Genomic DNA, 20,700 nt, shown 5'->3' with positions numbered 1-20,700 from the left:
GGGGGGGGGGGCGACACTGCCAACGCCAGTTGAATCTGGCAAGAGACAAAGTACCCAGCGACCCACCTACACATTTCAAATCGAAACAGGGGCCCTCAGTCTGTGCCTCAGGGCCGCCTGACAGCGACACCCACTAGCCGGCGAGGAGATTGAAACGACCATGGGGTTGTTCATCCATTAAAAATTGCGATTTAACTTGTGTCTCTTGCACCATAATCACAATCTACTTCCTTCGATCTTAAGTGATCGCTATCCTCGGCCAGTTGCCCCTGCTTCGTCATTCCTGAAAAGAGGCTGTTATTTCCTATTTTAGGATTTTTCTAACAAAATGAACTGAATGTATTCGTCCGTCCAACCTAGCATGAAACACCAAAACCTCTCCATTTAAAAATAAAACTAACAGTCTGATTAGATACAAGATAAATCGCACCTGTGAATCTCCTCACCCGCTATCAGATTGAGGTTCGTCCTACCATTGGAGTTCCCACTTACAGTTCGCTACCTTTTTTGTCTAACTGTTTCATTTACGGTTATGCCGCTTCCCACCTTTTTACCACTTTCTCTGGCAGATTTCCCCATGGCCTCCATGCGGCGAAAGCCTAGCACCCCGATAAAAAACCTCAGCCAGCCTTGCGACGAAACTCAAGGAAGATATCGCCACCTGGTTGGGAGAACCAAGTCCAAGATGATCATCCGTCCCTCTAGTGAACAAATCCCCAGATGACTAATCAAATATTCTGCAATACAACCAAAAAGGTAACTGAACTCTATATGCCATTGGCTATACGGTATCACGTCAGTTTCCTGCCTTAACTGGGCACACCCTAGCGGCTCCCTTACCTGTCGGCCTGCTCGTTGCCCTACTTGTCCCCTTGCCCGCTCCTTTGGCTGTCGTTTTAGCGCTTGTTTTTACGTTTGTTTTAGCCGAGCCTTTGCCAGCCGTCGTCCTGCCGCGTCGATTGCCATAGCCACGCTTCTTAAACTGCCCCTTAGGCGCCTCGACCCCTTGCAAGGCCTTGGGCAACTGAGCCCCTGCCTGCATGATAAGCCCATTGAGCGATTCGATAAGCGGCCCCATGAAGCTCAGATACTTGGCCTCCTTTCGACTGATGGCATCTAGGTGACTCTCCCACAGCGCCGTCATATCCGGCGTGGTGGCCGATTCCGGCAGGCTGTTGATCAGGCCGCGGCCAACCGCGGTTGAGACGATAGATTTTCCCTGACGCGCCAAAAAGCCTCTTTTAAACAGCAGCTCTATGATCCCCGCCCGGGTCGCCTCTGTGCCCAGGCCATCGGTTTCTTTGAGGATCTTACGGATCTCTGGGTTGGTCACATAACGGCTGATCCCCGTCATGGCGCTCAGTAAGGTCGCATCGGTAAAGGCCTTGGGGGGCTGGGTCTGCTTCTCGATAAGCTCCCCCTGGCCCGAATGCAGTGTCTGTCCCTTATGCAGCGGCGGCAATTGGGCCAGCGCCTCTTCGCCCTCGCTGTCGGCCTTGTCATCGGCGCGCTTGGGGAACAGCTGCTTCCAGCCTGGAGCAATCTCCTGCTTGGCCTTGGTATGAAAATGCCCGCCGGCGATCTCCACCTCGACCTGAGTCTCATGGTAGCGATAGACTGAATAGAACTGCGCCAGGTATTGCCGTGCCACCTGCAGGTAGATCTGCCGCTCGGCCTGATTCAGCGCGCTCAGGTTAGCCAGCTTCTCTGTGGGCACTATGGCATGATGGGCATCGACCTTGGCATCATTCCAGGCCTTGGAGACTATCTTAGGATCTGGCGCGGCGCACTGAGCCGTAAGCTCACCCGCCCCCTTGAGCACGGCATCAATAACGCTAGGCGCCAGGGCGAGCTGCTCCTTGGGCAGGTAGCGGCTATCTGAGCGCGGATAAGTGATCAGCTTATGTTTTTCATACAGAGACTGACAGGTATCGAGCACCGCCTTGGCGCTCATGCCGAAGCGCTTGGCCGCATCTATCTGCAGCGACGACAGGTTATAGGGTAAGGGTTGCCCCTGTTGCTTGTCTTTGGCCTGCAGATCTGTCACCCGAGCGCTCTGCTCTGTGATCCGCCCCACCACGTTTTCCGCCAGGCGCCTAGATAACACCCGCCCCTCCTCATCCATATAGGGCTGGCAGGCCTCACTGGGACGCCACTTGGCCTTAAAATGCGCCTGTTCCTGGGTGTAGAGGTTGGCCAGCACCTCATAGAAAGGCTTGCTGACGAAGTGCTCAATTGCCTCATCCCGCCTCACCACCAGGCCTAAGAGGGGCGTCTGTACCCGGCCGACGGAGAGCACGCCCTGATAGCCCACCTTGCGCCCCTGCAAGGTATAGGCGCGGGTCATGTTCATGCCATAGAGCCAGTCGGCGCGAGAGCGTGCCAGCGCCGAGGTCGACAGTGGGATAAACTCGCGGTTGGCGCGTAGCTGGCCCAGGGCACGTTTTACCGCCTGAGGATTAAGATCGCTCACCAACAGGCGCTGGGTTTGTTCGAGCTTGTCCCCCTTAACCCCCAGATAGGCGATCACCTCGTCTACCAACAACTGACCTTCGCGATCGGGATCGCCGGCGTTAACTAACTGACTGGCCTGCTTGACCAGTTTTCTCAGCACGCTGAGCTGGCCCCGGGTCTTGCTCTTGGGGGTCATCTTCCACTGCTGGGGCACTATGGGCAGATGATCGAACGACCAGGACTTAAAGGCGGGATCATAGCTGTCAGGCTCGGCCTGCTCCAGCAGGTGCCCTATGCACCAGGAGACAGTGTCGCCGTTGGCCGCCGTGATATAGCCCTCGCCCTTCTTATGGGGTTTAGGTAACACATCGGCGATGGCGCGCCCTAGGCTGGGCTTCTCTGCTATGTATAAGATCATGCTAACATCAAATTACTGTATAAATTAACAGTAACTTTAAACCACTCGCAGCGTTGGCGCAAATACAAGAAGGCAATCTTATGCTTACATGTAAATTTAGTTGAGAACAATTCTCATTAATAGGTAGTCTAAGGCCATTCTATGGAGGTTGATATGCACATACGACTCAAGACCCCTTACCAACCCGAGCGCCTGCTACTCTATGCCACGCTGACAACGACGGCGCTGCTTCTGCTCTTAATGCCTAACTTAGCTTTCCCCTGGCGACAGGATCCCCTGATGCTGTTTGGCGCGCTGCTGTTGCTAAGCTGCGCAGGCACTCTATTTGCGCTCGCCCGCCATGGTAAGAATCAAAGGCTGGCCATGGGACTCCTGTTCGGCCTCTGGCTGTTGGTGTGGGTAAGCCAAGGCCTGCTGCTCCCCTTCTGAACTCTCGCTATGTTCGATTAGCAGTGACTTGCCCCCAGCTTTGTCTCGGCCTCAGCCGACAAAATACATTAAAAAGGCGCCTCCCTGGAGACGCCTCAATCAGCTTTCACAACATGCTGAATCTAGGTTTTTAACTTGCCTAGCTGTTGGTGCTGCTGCTCCACCAATGCCGCCAGGCTGGCACTGCTCTGCTGCGCCTCATCGGCCAGTCTCGCCAGCTCTGAGGCCGAATCGGAAATCCCCGTGATGTTGCGATTGACCTCTTCGGTGACGGCGCTCTGCTCCTCGGCCGCGGTAGCAATATGGGTCACCTGCCCCGAGACCTCCTGAATCTGGCTCACTATGGTATTAAGCGAACTCAGGGCCGATTCGGTCTGGGCCACGGCGCGCTGGGCACCATCTACGCCTTGATCGATGATCTGCGACGCGCTGGTAACCTCCCGCTGTAAGGTCTCGATCAATTTGCCAATCTCATCGGTAGAGCTCTGGGTCTTGGAGGCCAGGGCGCGCACCTCGTCGGCAACCACGGCAAAGCCCCGCCCCTGTTCCCCGGCGCGGGCGGCCTCAATGGCGGCATTCAGCGCCAGCAGATTGGTCTGCTCGGCAATGGCGCTGATCACCTCGAGGATCTTACTGATGTTGGTGCTGCTTTCCGCCACCTTGCCCACGGCTTCCTTGGCCAGTAGAGATTCTTGCGACATATGGGTCACATAGCCCATGGCCTGACTCAGGCTGTCTTCACCGGCCTTGACGTTGAGGGTCATCGCCTCGGTTTCCGATGCGGTCTGCTCAGAGGCCTTGGCCACCTCGAGCGCGGTAGCGCTCATCTGATTCACCGCGGTCACCACACTCTCGATATCGCTGTATTGACGATTGACGCTGTTGTGGGTCTGCTGGGCTATCCCGGCTGCCACCTGACTCTCCGCCTGTGAGCGTGACGCCAGCTCCTTAAGCTCGCCGATCAGCAGGCGCAGCTTGGTAATAAAGCCATTGATGCCGCCTCCCAGGGCGATTAACTCGGCGTGGGATTCCACCATGATCGCCTGAGTCAGATCCCCCTCGGCGCTGGCGAGGTTTTCCACTCGATTCTGAATCACCTTAAGCGGCGCTATGATGGAACGTATCACTAAACTGATGGTGATCACGGCGATTAAGGAGACGATAACCCCGACGATCAGCAGCAGGCTACCCAGAGAGCTGGCCATCGCCGACATCGCCTTATCCATGGCATTGGCGGCCTCATAGGCATCAACCTTGTCCACCTCGATAACCAGCGACCACTGCGCCTTGGCAAGTCCAATATCGATAGGATAGGCGACGATAATATGGCTTCCTTGCTCCAAGTAGCCTCCCTGGCGATGCAGCCCGGTTAACTGACTGGCGAGCGAGGGTGCGATAGACTCGCCCAAGGGCCTTGCCTTCTTATCATAGTGACTGGCCGCCACCACTAGGCCCTTTTGGCTCAGCAGGGTCACCTTAGCCTTGCCTCGATACAGGCTGGCCGAGAGCTCGTCGATCAGCTTCTGAAACACAGGCAGGTTGACGTCTACACCTATCACGCCGCGAAAACTGCCGCCCACCACCACAGGTACGGTCAGCGAGGTCATCAGCGCCGTGTTGCCCGGGCTTATCTCATACAGGTAGGGCTCCATCAGACAGGGGCGCTTGGTATCCTTGGCGCACAGATACCATTCGGCCTCGCGCACGCCAAACTCCTTGAGGCTGGCATCATACTTCTCGCTGGCATCGTCCACCTGCTGATGTTCGACGCTGCCATCGTCGCTACGGGTGTAATAGATCTCCAGGGTGCCCGCCTCCGGCACGCTGTGACTAATCTTCTGGGTATATTCGCTATCCCGGCCATCATAGCCATTGGGCTCGAACTGGGCGTACATGGAAGAGAGCTGGCTATTCTTGCGCAAAATACCTGCCACAGATTCCTCTACCCCTTCACGAGATAGCGGCTGAGTGGCGGCGCTCTGCTCTATCATACCGGCAAAGGAGAAGGGAATTCGATAAGCCTCGTTGATGAAACCCGCTACACGCTCGCCGTACTCACCGGCCCGGGCGCTGAGACGCTGGCGGGTCTCATCATGCAGCGCACTCTGCACCTGGCTTGCCAGTTGGGCATTTTTGTCGCTGAGCGACCACCAGAGGCTAAAGGAGAGAATGGCAACGATGATCAAAAACAGCGCTGAGGTGATCCAAAGCAACTTAGTACTGATGGACAAGTGTTTCATTTATCACTCCTAAGCAAGGCGGTAGAGATGAGGATTAAGGCGTGAGACCGAGATCTTTCACTCATTAAACATAGCACTAAAGCATTAAAACACCATGCTATCAGGTATTTAATTGACCTTGCAGGGGAAGCGATGTAGCAAAATGCCCCATAAAAAAACCGACCACCCACATAAAAAAACCGACCACTTAGGGTCGGCTTTTAACTGATGCATCTGCTACCAATTAAGGGTGACAGACGTTGTGCAGCTCTAGGTTGGTACCGATATCCTTGATGCGATTTGCCTTGGCATCATCGTTACGTAGCTGGGTCAGGTGATCCAGATAGGCCTGATCCACATCGTTGGTCACATAGTTACCGTCGAATACCGAGGTCTCGAAACGTTTGATATCCGGGTTCTGCTGACGTACGGCTTCGATCAGGTCTTCTAGATCCTGGAAGATGATGCCGTCGGCACCGATCAGCTTATTGATCTCTTCGGCGTCGCGGCCGTGGGCGATCAGCTCGCTCGAGGTTGGCATGTCGATACCATAGACGTTCGGGAAGCGGATCTCAGGGGCCGCCGAGGCGAAGTAAACCTTCTTGGCGCCGGCTTCACGAGCCATCTCGATGATCTGCTCGGAGGTGGTACCGCGCACGATAGAGTCATCCACCAGCAGTACGTTCTTGCCCTTAAACTCGGCATTGATGGCGTTAAGCTTGCGGCGAACCGACTTCTTACGCTCCTGCTGGCCCGGCATGATGAAGGTACGACCTATGTAACGGTTCTTCACGAAGCCCTGGCGGTATGGCAGGTCCAGGTTACGGGCGATCTCCAGCGCGATATCGCATGAGGTCTCAGGAATCGGGATCACCACGTCGATATCGTGATCTTCCCACTCCTTCTTGATCTTCTCACCCAGCATAGTACCCATGTTCACGCGGCTACCGTAGACAGACACCTTGTCGATGGTCGAGTCTGGGCGGGCAAAATATACATATTCGAAGATACAAGGCGAATAGGTTGGCGACTGGGCACATTGACGCGTGTAGAGCTGACCATCTAAGGAGATATAGATGGCTTCGCCTGGGGCAACATCACGTACCGTCTCGAAACCGACGGCGTCGAGTGCCACGCTCTCAGAGGCCACCATATATTCGGTGCCCTGCTCTGTCTCGTGCTTACCCAGTACCAGTGGACGAATGCCGTAAGGGTCGCGAAACGCTACCAGGCCCTGGCCGATGATCATCGCCGCCACGGCATAGGCGCCGCGGGTCAGCTCATGCACCTTAGTCACCGCCTCGAAGACTTCGTCGGCAGTAAGATACTGGCTCTTGGTGTGTTGCAGCTCATCGGCCAACAGGTTAAGCAGAACTTCAGAGTCTGAGGTGGTGTTCACATGACGACGCTGCTTCACCAGACGCTCGTGCAGCTCGACCGTGTTGGTCAAGTTACCATTGTGCGCCAGAGAGATACCAAAAGGTGAGTTAACATAGAAAGGTTGCGCCTCAGACGCGCTCGAGCTACCCGCAGTTGGGTAACGCACGTGACCTATGCCAGCGGAGCCTTGCAGGCGCTGCATATGCTTAGGTTCAAATACGTCTTTTACCAGACCATTGGCCTTACGCAATCTAAACGCATTGCCATCTACGGTGACAATGCCCGCGGCGTCTTGGCCACGATGCTGTAGCACTGTGAGTGCATCATAGATTGTCTGATTAACCGATGTTCGGCCAACTATTCCGACGATACCACACATGGGTAGGTTTCCTCATTTTAAGATGTTCTGATAATTATTATCTGCGGCCAGGACCAATGGCTAGGCTCGCCTATGCTTAAGCATTTTTATATTTTAGGTACAAAGCTTGAGGTGTTTTCCACGTAGTCAAAGAACCACTGGATAACCACTCCGAATTCGGGAACCAGCTGTGAGCTGGCCCACCAGTCTGTCCTGGGCGCCCCGGTAAAGGCATCCAGGAAAAAGAGTATCGCGCTGACGATAAGCGCCCCGCGCAGAGCGCCGAAACAGAGCCCCAGTACCCTGTCTGTGCCAGACAGGCCAGTCTTGGCCACCAATTGGCCGATAAGATAGTTAACCAGGGCACCGAGAATAAGGGTCGAGATAAACAGGATGGCGATGGCGATGCCATTTCGCACCATTTCATCTTTCATCTGGGTCAGGTAGACGGCGAGATCTTGATAAAACTGACTCGCCACGAAGAAGGCGGCAAACCAGACCACGAGTGACATGGCTTCCTTAACGAAACCACGAAGTAGACTAATTAAAGTCGAAATTGCGATGACCGCAATAATGGCATAATCGATCCAAACCATTGAATAAGGTGATCCAGCATTAGCATTAAGACGGCGGGATTTTACCAGAGACTGAAGACATTCTCACCCCCTAGCCTGATTTAAAAGTGATTTAGTTTATCCGCAATTACGGACACTGAGTTCTGAACCAGGACAACTTTACCCCGGCCCCACAGACAAAAACGCCCAGGGAAAGCCTGGGCGTCGGGGGAGCGGTCACTCAAGATCAGAGCAGCGGATTGTAGTCGACCACCGCCGATTTAAGGCCGGTAAACTTATCCAGCTTGGTCTGCAGCTTCTGCAGCTTGGCCTTGGAGATATCAGGCCCCACAAACACCTTGGTCAGCTGGCCATCTACCGGCTTTTGCGGCACGGTATAGGCGCGGTAGCCTTGGCTTCGAAGGCGTTTAACCAGGGCATTTACATTGTCGGCATTCTTAAAGCTACCCAGCTGCAGGGTATAGGCAGAGCTCGCCGTCGCTGGCGCAGGCTCACTCTTGCTAGAGGCACTTGTCTTAGCGGTATCGGTTTTCGCAACATCGGTTTTTGTCACACTTGGCTTAGTCTCGGGCTTAGCTTCGACGACCTTAGCCGTTTCTTTCTCGCTCTGCGGCTCGGCTGGCAGTTGGCTAGCGTTAGCTTCTCGCGCACTCATCTGTTGGTCGAACTGCGCTTGCTGCTCACCCAGGTCGATGGCCGTGATGGTGCCCTGCTCGTCGAGACGGGACTCAGCCTGTGGTCGCAATGGGATCTCGGCAAACTGCTCTTCCTGATGCTGCTTCTTGCCATCTAAGATATCGGGCAAAAAGATCACCCCCAGGGCCACCAAGACTATAATGCCCACCAAGCGGTTTTGAAACTGGCTCGATACCTTCTCTTGTTTAACTTCTACTTCATCCACCTGCATTTAACTTAGGTCCAATTGCTTAAACTCTGCCACAGTGTAAAAGGAGCCAAACACAATTACCACATCGGATTGGCCAATCTCAGGCTTTAGCGCCAGGTAAGCCTGCGCTACGGAGGTAAAACCATAGGCGGGCTTATCGCCACCAAGATAGCTGAGCAGATCCTGCGCCTTAGCGCTACGCTCACAATCAAGGTCTGCCAGATACCAGGCATGTACCTGATCGTCGAGCAGGCTAAGCACGGCGCGGCAGTCCTTATCTTTCAACATGCCGCACAGGGCGAAGATTCGCCGGCCTTGATAAGCTCTTAGACGTTTGGCCAGATAACTCGCCGCATGGGGATTATGGGCAACATCTAAGATGATTTTGGGCTGCTCGCTAACCACCTCGAGTCGCCCGGCCAACTTAGCCTCTTTCAGCCCCGTGGCGATGGCGATGCGGGCCTGCTCTGTCTCAAACTGCTGGCGCATAAGCTGTTGCACCACCGCCAGCGCTGTGGCGGCATTGGCCAGCGGCAAGCTGGGCAGCGGCAGCCCTGAGAGTGATAGATGAGACGGCCCGGCCGCCTTAAAACACCAATCTGTCTCGCTAACCTGATAGCTAAACTCCTGATCCACCCGCAGCATCTTAGCGCCGATGGACCCGGCGTAATCCACCACACTTACCGGCAGGTCGGGGTCACCAATCACCACGGGACGCCCAGCGCGCATGATCCCCGCCTTCTCTCGGCCCACCAGCTCACGGGTATCACCCAGGTATTCCTGATGGTCGATATCAATTGCGGTGATCACCGCGATATCGGCATCAATAATATTGGTGGCATCGAGTCGGCCGCCTAAGCCTACCTCGAGTAGCACGAGATCCAGCCCCGCCTGCTTAAACAGGTAGAGCCCGGCCAGGGTGGCGTATTCGAAGAAGGTCAGCGAAATGTCGCCGCGAGCCGCATCTATCGCACAAAACGCCTCGATAAGCGCCTCATCGCTGGCATCAAGACCATCGATGCGCACCCGCTCATTGTACTTGAGCATGTGGGGCGAGCTGTAGACCCCCACCCTTAGCCCCGCCTGCCTCATGATGGCTTCTATCATGGCACAGGTCGTGCCCTTACCATTGGTGCCGGCAACGGTCACTACCTTAGTGCCGGCAAGGCTATCCAGCCCCATGGTCTTGGCGACGGCCGAAACGCGGCCAAGCCCCATATCGATCTCGGTGGGATGGATGGCCATCAGATGCGTCAGCCAGTCATTAAGGCTAGATTGTGCGTTAGGTAGCAAGGTCATTGCGAATTGCTCTAATTATATTGATTCGGGATTAATCCAGCATAAACAGCGGCCCCAGGGCCAACTTGGGCAGATCATAATGCTCGGGATAGGTGACATCGACCAGATAGAGACCGTTAGGCTTGGCCGTTGCCGCCGCCTGAGTGCGATCCTTTAGTGCCAGTAGCTCTTTAATCCAGGTCACGGGCTGACGACCGTAACCCACCTCGAGCAGGGAGCCCACAATATTACGCACCATGTGGTGTAAGAAGGCATTGGCCTTGATGTCGACGCAGATATACATGCCCTGACGGGTCACATTGACCTCATGTACGCAGCGAAACGGCGTGTTTGACTGGCACTGAATGGCGCGGAAACTGGTGAAGTCCTGCTCACCTAACAGAAACTGAGCCGCCTCATGCATCTTGGTCTCATCTATCTGCCCCGGATAATGACTCACGCCGGAGCGCAGGATGCCAGGTCTGAACTGATGGTTATAGATCATGTAACGATAACGGCGGGCGGTGGCGGTAAAACGGGCATGAAACTCATCATCCACATCCTTGGCCCAGCGCACGGCGATATCGTCCGGCAGGTTAACATTGACCCCTAGGGTCCAGGCGCTTTCCTTACGCACGGCATTGGTCTCGAAATGCACTACCTGGCCCGTGGCATGCACCCCGGCATCGGTACGCCCGGCGCATTGAATCGAAATAGGTTCGTTGGCAACAAAAGATAGGGCTCGCTCGAGCTGGGCTTGTACCGAGTCGACCTCGGCCTGACGTTGCCAGCCAAAATAACGGCTGCCATCATATTCGATACCTAATGCTACGCGCATGAAATACCTGTCCTCATGTTTGATTACTCATGTTTTATAAATATGTACGCTAGGCGGCGGATTCTAGCACAAGCTCGGTATGAACTGGATAGTTAACTGGCCCGATAATTGGCCATCCTCGATTTAATACCAATCGTAATAAATAATTGATCATTCTAGCTTGTTAAAACGCTCGATAACTGTATTAGTATTTTTAATTGTAGAAGAACTACTTATCTAAAAATCCTGCTTTGTTCTCAAGCGTTTTTCCTGCGCTATTTCTGATCACATGTTTACTGTGATTGGTATAACGGCATGAATTGAGAAGATATTGGCTTGCCGCCATAAAAAAAACGGTGCCTAAGCACCGTTTTTTATGACTTATCTTGATTAGAGCTTCTCTGGTTTAGAGCTTCTCTGGACTAGAGCTCGTCTAGCAACTTCTTGGCTTCTTGCTGCTGACGCTCGTTGCCATCGAGCTCGACCTCTTTGAGCAGTGCCTTGGCGCTATCCATGTCATCGATCTCGATATAGGCGCGAGCCAGATCCAGCTTGGCATTGACCGAATTCTCCTCGTCGTCGACATCCACCATGGCCGCATTGCCCATCAGGTTATCGAGCTCACCCATGTCGACATCCAGCTCCTTGTATTTGTCGACATCCAGCTGCTCCTCATCGGCCTCGTTAAGCAGTCTGTCGATATCGATAAAGCCGTTATCTTGCTGGAAGGCGGTCAGGTCATGCTCAGGCACGGCTCTGGCGGCACCCTTCTTCTCTGCCGCATCCAGGGCTGCCAGTGCCTGATCTACGGTCAGATTATCATCATCGTCCAGCTGCAGATCGATACCTTCGTCGTCATCTTCTTCTGCCGGCGTATCCTGTGCACTCGGCTCAGCACTAGTCAATGCAGACTCCCACTCAAGCATATTATCGCTGCTGCGCTTATTGCCCTTGAGATCACCGAAGAAACCCGACTCACTTTTCTCAGCCTTAGGTTCTGCCTCTTCGACCGATTCGAGGTCGGCCAGCAGTGCATCGAGATCCACCTCACCGTCATCCTCAGGCTTGGTTTCGTCTTGAGCGCTTGGCTCATCCTCACCCAGATCAAATTCTAGCGGCTCATGGCCGGTCGATGGCTTACTCGCTTCTAGCTCGGCTGCCGGGTCGAATTCAGGCTCAAGTTCCGGCTCAAGTTCAGGCTCGATATCGACGGACGCTTCATCGCTCGCTGCAATGTCTGGCGCTTGAGTTTCAGCGGCTTCTGGCTCGCTTGCTGGCGCAGCGGGTTCGAACTCGGCCAATAAGGCATCGAGATCCGCCTCATCGGCATCGTCGTTTTCTTCCTCAAATTCGGCGGCGATCTGACGGGCTATCTCATCATCCTGCTCGCTATCAGTCGTCAGCGCCTCTTCGGCTTCTGTCGCTTCGTTTTCTGAGGCTGCTGTTTCAGCATCAAAACCGGCTAGCAAGGCGTCGAGATCGGTATCGTCGACCTCGGCTTCATCGCCCTTAGCATCGATAGCCTCTTCAAGTTCCTGCGCTATCTCATCAGCCAGGGTTTCCTGCTGCGCATCCTCTGGGGAGACTTCAGGCTCGGCGGTTTCCTCAGCCTTAGCCGTCTCTTCCACGGCCGCTTCTTCTACTGCTTCTTCTGCTGGCAGGTTAAACTCGGCCAGCAGCGCATCTAAATCTTCCTCTTTAGTCTCTTCGCTTGGTGTCTCTTGCTCAAATTCGGCTAGCAGCTCATCGAGATCTGTCTCGCTACTGTCAGCCTCATCTTCAAGTGCTGAAGGCGCCTCGAACGAAGTTTCCTCGGCTAATGGCTCTTCGACTGCCTCGTCCTCAGCGGGTGCTGCGACCGGCGCATCCAATTCGGCCAGCAGGCTATCCAGGTCATCTTCCGGTGCCGCCTTAGTCTCTTCCTCTTCCTGCTCGCCCATGGCCTCGGCCCAGAGATCATCGAGTGACTGCCCTTCATCATCGATCGGTGACATCACTTGCTCATCACCGGCATCGACCACCATCTCGGCGCCTTCCTGCGGCAACTCCTCGCTAAGATCGGCCTCTGGCGTTAACTGGGTTTCGTCGACCTTCATCAAGGAATCCAGCGAGTCGGCCTCATCGTCATTGTCCAGGTGCACCGCCATCATCTCTTCGCTATCTTCAGGCGCTGGTGCGACAGGCTTATCATCCATCTGCTGTGTCACAGGCGCGCTCGCCTCGCCCGCCTCACTCTTATTGTTGCGACGCTTGATAAACAGCCATACCAAGACCAGCAGCAGTAGCGCTGGAATGGCCGCGAACAAACCGAGGTAGAGCGGGCTGCTCATCATGGTGCGCCAGCTATCATCAACCTCTTTAGGCTGGGCTGGCTGAGTGGCGGCCGCGAGCTGCTGACGTAACTGCTCCACCTCGCTGTTAAGTTGCGCCTTCTGCTCTTTCTGAACCAGTAGTGCCTCTTCCAGCTCGGCAATACGGCTGCTTTGCTCATCTATCTTGGCCTGCAACATCTCGCTGTCGTTGTTGCCCAGATTCAGCTTATCTTGTGCCCTGGCGAGCTCATCGGTGAGTGACAGGTTCTTGGCCTGCTCGGCCTCGAGCTGCGCCGTTAATGCCTCAATCTGCTTTTGCTGTTCGCCGCTAGGCTTATCAGACGGAGTCGTTTTGGCCTGAGTCATGTCGGCCTGAGCAGTCTCAGGTTGACTCGCCTCTGGTTGACTCGTTTGCGGCGCTTGTGCCGTCGCTACCGGCTTAGGCTTAGCCGCGGTCTGCGGCTTCTGACGCCAACCTCTATCGTTTTTTTCGGCCTGCTGTTTGGCCAGACTCTTAGGGATCGCCAGCATCACCTCTTTAGAGGGGATCAGCAGGATCATCCCCTTCTCTAGGCTGTTGTAGTTGTCACTGGTAAACGCATGAGGGTTGGCTTCATAAATCGCCGCCATCACCTGATAGATGGTCACACTCGCATCGGGACGGGTTTTCTGTGCAATACTCCAGAAGGTATCAGACGCCGTGGTTGGACCATATTGGCGCAGTGTCTGGCGACTCTCACCATCTGGACCGGTAATATTGAGGGGTTCTGCGGCAGATAAAAGACCCGAAGTCGACGAGAGAACAAGCAGTGCGCTGGCTAGCAAACCAGCAAGATGCGATGTGCGAAAGTTCATCAATTCTTCCCTTTCAAGCGATGATGGACTGCCATTTGGCAGCGTGCTTTAGGCAATTGTATTTATTGAGATTACTATAAACCAGTTTTAGATGGCCTGCTACTGTTCACATTTCAAAAACAAGTGATCACACAAAAAAAAGCCTGCAAACTGCAGGCTTTTTCTCCACTTAGAGGCTTATTGGCCCGTTAGGCCGAGTGATCAGTAGTAGTCTCTGACCAAGACTTCGGCGATCTGTACGCTGTTAAGCGCCGCGCCTTTTCTAATGTTATCAGACACAACCCAGAGGTTGATGCCGTTAGGATGCGAGATATCTTCACGCACACGGCCCACATAAACAGGATCGGTTCCCGCCGCCTCAGTCACCGCCGTTGGGTACTCTTCGTTAGACTCGAATAGCTCAACGCCCGGCGCATCACGCAACACGGCCTTAACATCCTCGGCGCTCACCGGCTGCACGGTTTCGATATGCACGGCTTCGGAGTGGCCATAGAAGACCGGCACACGCACCGCGGTAGGGTTAACCACTATCTGGTCGTCGCCGAAGATCTTCTGGGTTTCCCACACCATCTTCATCTCTTCTTTGGTGTAGCCGTTGTCCATAAACTTATCGATCTGAGGCAGCACATTAAAGGCGATCTGCTTAGGATAGGCCTTAGGCTCTACCGGCAGCCCCTGCAACAACTTGGCACACTGATTGGCCAGCTCTTCGATAGCCTGTTTGCCCGAGCCTGATACAGACTGATAAGTGGCCACATTGATACGTGAGATCCCGAAGGCATCATAGACAGGCTTAAGCGCGACCAGCATCTGAATGGTCGAGCAGTTAGGGTTGGCTATGATGTTGCGGTTACGAAAATCGGCGATCGCCTGAGGGTTCACTTCCGGAACCACCAGCGGAATGTCGATGTCGTAGCGGAAATGTGAGGTGTTATCGATCACCACACAGCCCTGCTCGGCTGCAATAGGTGCCCACTTGGCCGATACGTCACCGCCCGCCGAGAAGAAACCTATCTGCGCCTGAGACCAATCGAAGGTCTCCACGTCTAAAATTTCGACCTGTTTACCATGGAAAGTTACCGTGTCGCCCGCACTACGACTACTGGCTAAAGGATACAAGTTGGCAACGGGAAAGTTGCGCTCTTCGAGGATCTCAATCATTGTTTGACCCACGGCTCCCGATGCACCTAAAACGACGACGTTAAATTCCTGCGACATAATTACAGACCGACTCCTGAAAAACCTAATTCGAACAACCAATCTACATCAGAACCCGCGGCATTGGCTAGCATTAACGCGCTAAATTCACGTCGATGCTTATGATTTTTTCTCATCAGGTCGAAGCCTTTGTTATTTTGGAATCGCTGGCGAAACAGTTCGTCGTCATCGCGCAGGTCATAGACCAGGCGAACCAGGCTGAGCAAGGCCCTCTCATCAGGCACCGACAGGGGCGACAATTGATGACTCCACAGCGGCGGCAACAGGCTAGAAAGCGACTTATCGACCTCTCTTCCGAGCTGAGCCATCAAAGCCTGATATAACATGAAGGTACCGCGAGCCTTGCCCTCAAGGCTATAGCCTGCGATATGCGGGGTGGCAATTTCTACCAAGGGCACCAGCTCGGCCATCGGCTCGGGTTCCCCTTCCCACACATCCAGCACCAGCTTGAGATCCTCCCGCACCTGTTTCACCTGAATGAGCGCGCGGTTATCTATCACCTCGCCGCGACAGCAGTTCAGCAGCCAGGTGCCTTCGGCGAGTGTGTTCAGGCGCCCCTGGTCAAACAGATAGTGGGTGGGATGCTCGCCACAACGCGTTAATGGCACATGCAGGGAGATCACATCACAGCGCTCTATGAGTTCCCCCAGGGAGACAAAGCCGCGCTCATCGCCACTGGCTTCGAGCAAGGGATCGTTAAGCAGCGTCTTCACCCCATAGGCTTGCAGACAATGTTGCAGCGCTGTGCCCGTGTTACCGGCACCGACTATGCCGACCGTCTTATTCTTAAGCGGCGAATGAAAACGCCTGGCCAGCTCCAGCATGGCATTGAAGGCGTACTCGCCTACGGCCACTGCGTTACAGCCCGGCGCATTGGTGCAGAATATGCCTCGTCGCTTCAGATAATCCAGATCCAGATGATCCATGCCTATGGTGGCACTGCCGACAAACTTTAGCCTGTCACAGCCATCGAGCAGGGTCTCGTCGACCTTAGTGACTGAGCGCACCAGCAGGACATCGGCATCTTCTACCTGGGCCTGGGTCAGGGTGCGGCCATCGACCATCACCACCTCGCCAAGATCGGCAAACAGGGCTTCGACATAGGGCATGTTTTCATCGGCTACAATTTTCATCGACTTCTCTTCGCTATTGATACCAATCGTAATAAATCATTGATCATTCTAGCTTGTTAAAACGCTCGATAACTGTATTAGTATTTTTAATTGTAGAATAACTACTTATCTAAAAATCCTGCTTTGTTCTCAAGCGTTTTTCCTGCGCTATTTCTGATCACATGTTTACTGTGATTGGTATGACTCGGGCTATTTTACCGTACTATTTTGCCGTAAATGGCGGGCACAAAAAAGGAGCCCTAAGGCTCCTTTTAGCGTGTTTTGCATCAGACTCGTATTAACGAGTACGTGGGCAAAGTTCTTCAGCGCTGAAGAAGTAAGCAATTTCACGCTCTGCAGAAGTCAGTGCATCTGAACCGTGAACGGCGTTTTCGTCGATGCTGTCTGCGTAGTCAGCACGTAGAGTGCCACGAGCCGCTTCTGCTGGGTTAGTTGCACCCATGATCTCACGATTAGCCAGAACAGCGTTTTCGCCTTCTAGTACTTGAACCATGATAGGACCAGAAGTCATGAACTCAACCAGCGCGCCGAAGAAAGGACGCTCGCTGTGCTCGGCGTAGAAGCCTTCAGCTTGTTCTTTGCTTAGGTGAACCATTTTAGAAGCGATGATTTTCAGGCCAGCGGTTTCAAAACGGTTGTAGATAGCACCGATGTGGTTTTTAGCAACGGCATCAGGCTTGATGATAGAAAAAGTACGTTCGATAGCCATGTCTAGCTTCCTTCATTAAACAGGTTTTTAAAAATTCGCGCGGATTATACGAAATTAAAACCGAAAAACCTACCTTTATAACGAGATGAATGAGACATTCATCAAACCGTCATCTAGGCTTTGCGCGATCCTGCTTGCAAAGTAGCAAACACAAACCTGAACCTCTTTGGGTCAAGGCGATACTAAAAAGCTCGACGCAACATCAATACTCGTTGATCCAGCAGGCCTGAATCGCCTCCAGGATCCGCTCATTGCAATGATTGGGGTCGTCGTCAAACTCATCGAGTGCCAACACCCACTCCCGCAGATCGGTAAAGCGGATCTTGGCGGGATCCACATCGGGATGGGCCTCAAGCAGACTGAGTGCGACATCGAGAGAATCTATCCATTTCATTGTCTTACCTCTATCGCTAAAAACTCTCCCTTAAGTTTAGTCCCTCGGCGGATGGCGGGATCAAAAAAGCCGGTCTGATGAACCGGCTTTCTTTCGCTGTGCAGCGCACTGTAAGTCAGGCTTAACCTTCACTCACCATGTTGATGGTGTATTTAGGGATCTCGACAACAAGATCGCTGTCGGGCACCTTAGACTGGCACGACAGGCGGCTCTCAGGCTCTAGGCCCCATGCCTTATCCAGCATATCATCTTCGAGCTCATCGCTCTCTTCCAGCTCATCGAAGCCTTCACGGATGATCACATGACAAGTGGTACAGGCACAGGATTTCTCACAGGCATGCTCGATGCTGATGCCATTACGCAGCGCCACGTCCAGCACAGTCTCGCCCACCTGGGCCTCGACTACTGCGCCGTCCGGGCATAACTCTTCATTGGGTAAAAAAACTATTTGAGGCATATTGTTACCTATATATTGTCAACCGACTGGCCCTTGAGCGCCAATCGAATGGAATTATCCATACGTTTCGCGGCAAAGCTTTGGCTGGCATCGTCCAGCGCAGCAATTGCCTTTTCGATGGCGTCCGTATCGGCTTGGCTCGCCACCTGTGCCAGATTGGCCATTCCCGCCTGAATCGTCGCCGCTTCTGCTTCATCGAGCAGGTTGCCATCTTTAGCCAGTGCCGCCGACAGGGATTCTAGCACCCTGGCCGCCTCCACTTGCTGCTCGGCCAACATGCGACGCTCGATATCCTCTTTGGCATGGGCCATCGAATCTTTGAGCATGGTGCCGATCTCTTCGTCGGTCAGACCGAAGGAAGGCTTAACCTGGATGCTGGCCTGAACGCCAGATGATTTCTCCATGGCGGTCACGCTAAGCAAACCATCGGCATCGACCTGGAAGGTGACACGAATATGGGCCGCGCCGGCCGCCATAGGCGGAATGCCTTTGAGGGTAAAACGGGCTAGCGAGCGACAATCGGCCACCAGCTCACGCTCGCCCTGCACCACATGAAATGCCATGGCAGTTTGGCCATCCTTAAAGGTGGTAAACTCCTGGGCGCGGGCAACCGGAATCGTGGTGTTACGAGACACCACCTTCTCAACCAGGCCACCCATGGTTTCGATACCTAGCGACAGCGGGATCACATCCAGCAGCAGTAGATCAGACTCTGGCTTGTTACCCACCAAGATGTCGGCCTGAATCGCGGCGCCGATGGCGACCACGCGATCGGGATCGATCGAGGTCAGCGGCGCCTTACCGAAGAAGCCTTCGACGCGCTCACGTACCAGAGGCACGCGGGTCGAGCCGCCAACCATCACGGTTTCCAACACTTCATCGGTACTGATACCGGCATCGCGTAGCGCGCGGCGACAACTGGCGATGGTCTTCTTCACCAAGGGCTCGATCAGGGCATCAAACTGCGCCTTGTCGACCACTTGCTCAAATACTTCTCCCGCCGCCAATGTCAGGCTCGCGGTAACACTTGCCTGCTCGGTCAACGCCTCTTTCACACGGCGACTCTCGATGAGCAGTGCGCGGCGTTCGCTGGCGCTGAGGCTGGCCAGTTGCCAGCTCTGCTGCAGATGATCCGCCAAGGCATGGTCGAAATCGTCGCCGCCAAGGGCGGAATCACCGCCGGTAGCCAGTACCTCGAACACCCCTTTGTTAAGACGCAGAATCGAGATATCGAAGGTGCCGCCGCCCAAGTCATAGATGGCGATCACCCCTTCCTGCCCCGAATCCAGTCCGTAGGCAATGGCTGCCGCCGTCGGCTCGTTGAGTAGACGCAGCACCTTGACCCCAAGCAGGCTGGCCGCCTCTTTGGTGCCCTGACGCTGAGCGTCATCGAAGTAGGCAGGCACTGTGATGACCACACCTTCTAAGGAACCCCCTAGGGTCTTCTCGGCGCGCTCCACTAAGGGTCTTAGGATATCGGCAGAGATCTGAATAGGGTTGAACTGACCGGCCTGGGTATTAAAGAGCGGCAAGCCGTTTTCGCTGGCAGAGAAATTATAGGGTAGCGAGGCATCCTTGGCCTGGATATCACTCAGACTGCGCCCCATGAAACGCTTAACAGAGACCACGGTATTGAGTGGGTCTTGGGCAGAGAAACGCTCGGCATCCACGCCGACCTGCACCCCATCTTCGCTGTAACGCACCACGGAAGCCAGGGCGTGACGGCCTGATTCGTCGGCCAGGGTATCGGCAACACCACTGCGCACGGCAGCCACTAGGGAGTTGGTAGTACCTAAGTCAATGCCCACAGCCAGCCTGTGCTGGTGCGGCGCGGCGCTCTGTCCGGGTTCAGCGATCTGCAAAAGTGCCATATCTTTCCAACTTAAAAAAATAAAAGGCTCAATCGACCTCAATCGACGACAGAGCCATCAAAAAACATTCGCGCTTAAAAGAGTGCGTCTTCGGCTCGCTCGAGTTCCGCCTGCAGCTTATCCATAAACTTGAGTTTACGCACCAGATCGGCGGCCTGCTCCAGGGTTGAAGACTCGTCGCTGCCTATCTTTTGTGCCAGCTGCGAAGTGATCTCACCGCGATACTCGCCAAAGGATTGATGCAGATGCTCAATCACCTCGTCGGGATCATCGCTGTCGCTGATCTCCTCCAGGGCCTCGCGCCACTCCATCTGCTGCATTAAAAACCCAGTGTCTTTAACCGTGGTGGATTCGTGGCTTAGGTCGATTCCCTTGAGGCTGAGCATGTGCTCGGCGCGCGAGATGGGATGTTTCAGGGTGTTATAACCATCGTTAACCTGGGCGGTATGCTGCACGGCCAGACGCTTGTCCTGCTCGCTGGCATTGGCAAACTTATCAGGGTGCACCGCACGCTGCAGCTCGCGATACCGCTCTGAAAGTAAAGCGGTATCTAGCTCAAACGATGGCGATAAACTAAACAACTCAAAATAGTTCATGTATCTCGATTCGCTCGTTAAACTGTGAAGCTCTCGCCGCAGCCACACTCCCCTTTCGCATTGGGGTTGTTGAACTGGAAGCCCTCGTTGAGTCCCTCTTTGACGAAATCTAACTCGATCCCTTGCAGGTAGATGAAACTCTTGGCATCGATGATGATTTTCACCCCTTCGATCTCATAAACTTCATCGTCGTCATTGAGTTCGTCGACGAACTCCAGCACGTATGCCATGCCGGAGCAGCCGGACGTCTTCAGTCCCAAACGTAATCCGATACCTTTACCGCGGTTAGCCAAGAAACTTCTTACTCGCTCGGCCGCCGCCGGTGTCATCGTTATTGCCAT

General features: G+C 54.3%; 17 protein-coding genes. 1 reads left to right on the top strand and 16 read right to left on the bottom strand.

Annotated elements, in window-relative coordinates; genetic code table 11:
- Positions 1–796: 796 nt before the first annotated feature.
- The gene (locus DB48_RS14620) at positions 797–2,872 is read right to left on the bottom strand and encodes a DNA topoisomerase III (protein ID WP_041510970.1); all 2,076 of its coding nucleotides are present in this window, start codon (positions 2,870–2,872) and stop codon (positions 797–799) included.
- A 153-nt stretch (positions 2,873–3,025) separates the two neighbouring features.
- Here DB48_RS14620 and DB48_RS14615 point away from each other — a divergent pair, with 153 nt between their 5' ends.
- Complete coding sequence (locus tag DB48_RS14615; RefSeq protein WP_041510969.1) at positions 3,026–3,301, top strand: hypothetical protein; 276 nt, start codon at positions 3,026–3,028, stop codon at positions 3,299–3,301.
- 122 nt (positions 3,302–3,423) lie between these two features.
- On the opposite strand, the gene DB48_RS14610 is transcribed toward DB48_RS14615, so the two are convergent.
- The 15 genes from DB48_RS14610 to iscA all read right to left on the bottom strand — a co-directional run bounded on the left by DB48_RS14610 (position 3,424) and on the right by iscA (position 20,700).
- The gene (locus DB48_RS14610) at positions 3,424–5,541 is read right to left on the bottom strand and encodes a methyl-accepting chemotaxis protein (protein ID WP_041510968.1); all 2,118 of its coding nucleotides are present in this window, start codon (positions 5,539–5,541) and stop codon (positions 3,424–3,426) included.
- Positions 5,542–5,764: 223 nt separating this feature from the next.
- The gene (purF, locus tag DB48_RS14605; RefSeq protein ID WP_041510967.1) at positions 5,765–7,279 is read right to left on the bottom strand and encodes an amidophosphoribosyltransferase; all 1,515 of its coding nucleotides are present in this window, start codon (positions 7,277–7,279) and stop codon (positions 5,765–5,767) included.
- A gap of 86 nt (positions 7,280–7,365) precedes the next feature.
- Positions 7,366–7,854: a CvpA family protein gene (locus DB48_RS14600; RefSeq protein WP_041510966.1), complete on the bottom strand. Its 489-nt coding sequence runs from the start codon at positions 7,852–7,854 to the stop codon at positions 7,366–7,368.
- Positions 7,855–8,059: 205 nt separating this feature from the next.
- Entirely contained in the window at positions 8,060–8,734 is a 675-nt protein-coding gene (gene dedD / locus DB48_RS14595; RefSeq protein ID WP_041510973.1) for a cell division protein DedD, read from the bottom strand.
- A gap of 6 nt (positions 8,735–8,740) precedes the next feature.
- The gene (gene folC, locus DB48_RS14590; RefSeq protein ID WP_041510965.1) at positions 8,741–10,018 is read right to left on the bottom strand and encodes a bifunctional tetrahydrofolate synthase/dihydrofolate synthase; all 1,278 of its coding nucleotides are present in this window, start codon (positions 10,016–10,018) and stop codon (positions 8,741–8,743) included.
- A 31-nt stretch (positions 10,019–10,049) separates the two neighbouring features.
- Positions 10,050–10,835 carry a tRNA pseudouridine(38-40) synthase TruA gene (truA, locus tag DB48_RS14585; protein WP_041510964.1) on the bottom strand — a complete coding sequence of 262 codons (786 nt, stop codon included), beginning with the start codon at positions 10,833–10,835 and terminating at the stop codon, positions 10,050–10,052.
- Between the two features lie 401 nt (positions 10,836–11,236).
- Entirely contained in the window at positions 11,237–13,981 is a 2,745-nt protein-coding gene (locus DB48_RS14580; protein ID WP_041510963.1) for a FimV/HubP family polar landmark protein, read from the bottom strand.
- 201 nt (positions 13,982–14,182) lie between these two features.
- Positions 14,183–15,199, bottom strand: a complete 1,017-nt coding sequence (locus DB48_RS14575; protein WP_041510962.1) for an aspartate-semialdehyde dehydrogenase — start codon at positions 15,197–15,199, stop codon at positions 14,183–14,185.
- Between the two features lie 2 nt (positions 15,200–15,201).
- Complete coding sequence (locus DB48_RS14570; RefSeq protein ID WP_041510961.1) at positions 15,202–16,332, bottom strand: 4-phosphoerythronate dehydrogenase; 1,131 nt, start codon at positions 16,330–16,332, stop codon at positions 15,202–15,204.
- A gap of 277 nt (positions 16,333–16,609) precedes the next feature.
- Entirely contained in the window at positions 16,610–17,041 is a 432-nt protein-coding gene (gene ndk / locus DB48_RS14565; RefSeq protein ID WP_041510960.1) for a nucleoside-diphosphate kinase, read from the bottom strand.
- A 202-nt stretch (positions 17,042–17,243) separates the two neighbouring features.
- Complete coding sequence (iscX, locus tag DB48_RS14560; RefSeq protein ID WP_041510959.1) at positions 17,244–17,435, bottom strand: Fe-S cluster assembly protein IscX; 192 nt, start codon at positions 17,433–17,435, stop codon at positions 17,244–17,246.
- A 121-nt stretch (positions 17,436–17,556) separates the two neighbouring features.
- Positions 17,557–17,892: an ISC system 2Fe-2S type ferredoxin gene (gene fdx / locus DB48_RS14555; RefSeq protein WP_041510958.1), complete on the bottom strand. Its 336-nt coding sequence runs from the start codon at positions 17,890–17,892 to the stop codon at positions 17,557–17,559.
- 8 nt (positions 17,893–17,900) lie between these two features.
- Positions 17,901–19,763, bottom strand: coding sequence for a Fe-S protein assembly chaperone HscA (gene hscA, locus DB48_RS14550; protein ID WP_041510957.1), 1,863 nt, complete (start codon positions 19,761–19,763; stop codon positions 17,901–17,903).
- Between the two features lie 74 nt (positions 19,764–19,837).
- The gene (gene hscB, locus DB48_RS14545) at positions 19,838–20,359 is read right to left on the bottom strand and encodes a co-chaperone HscB (protein WP_041510956.1); all 522 of its coding nucleotides are present in this window, start codon (positions 20,357–20,359) and stop codon (positions 19,838–19,840) included.
- Positions 20,360–20,376: 17 nt separating this feature from the next.
- Positions 20,377–20,700, bottom strand: a complete 324-nt coding sequence (iscA, locus tag DB48_RS14540; RefSeq protein ID WP_041510955.1) for an iron-sulfur cluster assembly protein IscA — start codon at positions 20,698–20,700, stop codon at positions 20,377–20,379.

The sequence above is a fragment of the Shewanella sp. cp20 genome, from assembly GCF_000832025.1.
In the GTDB taxonomy this organism is placed as follows: domain Bacteria; phylum Pseudomonadota; class Gammaproteobacteria; order Enterobacterales; family Shewanellaceae; genus Shewanella.
This window is presented reverse-complemented; position numbering and strand designations above follow the sequence as displayed.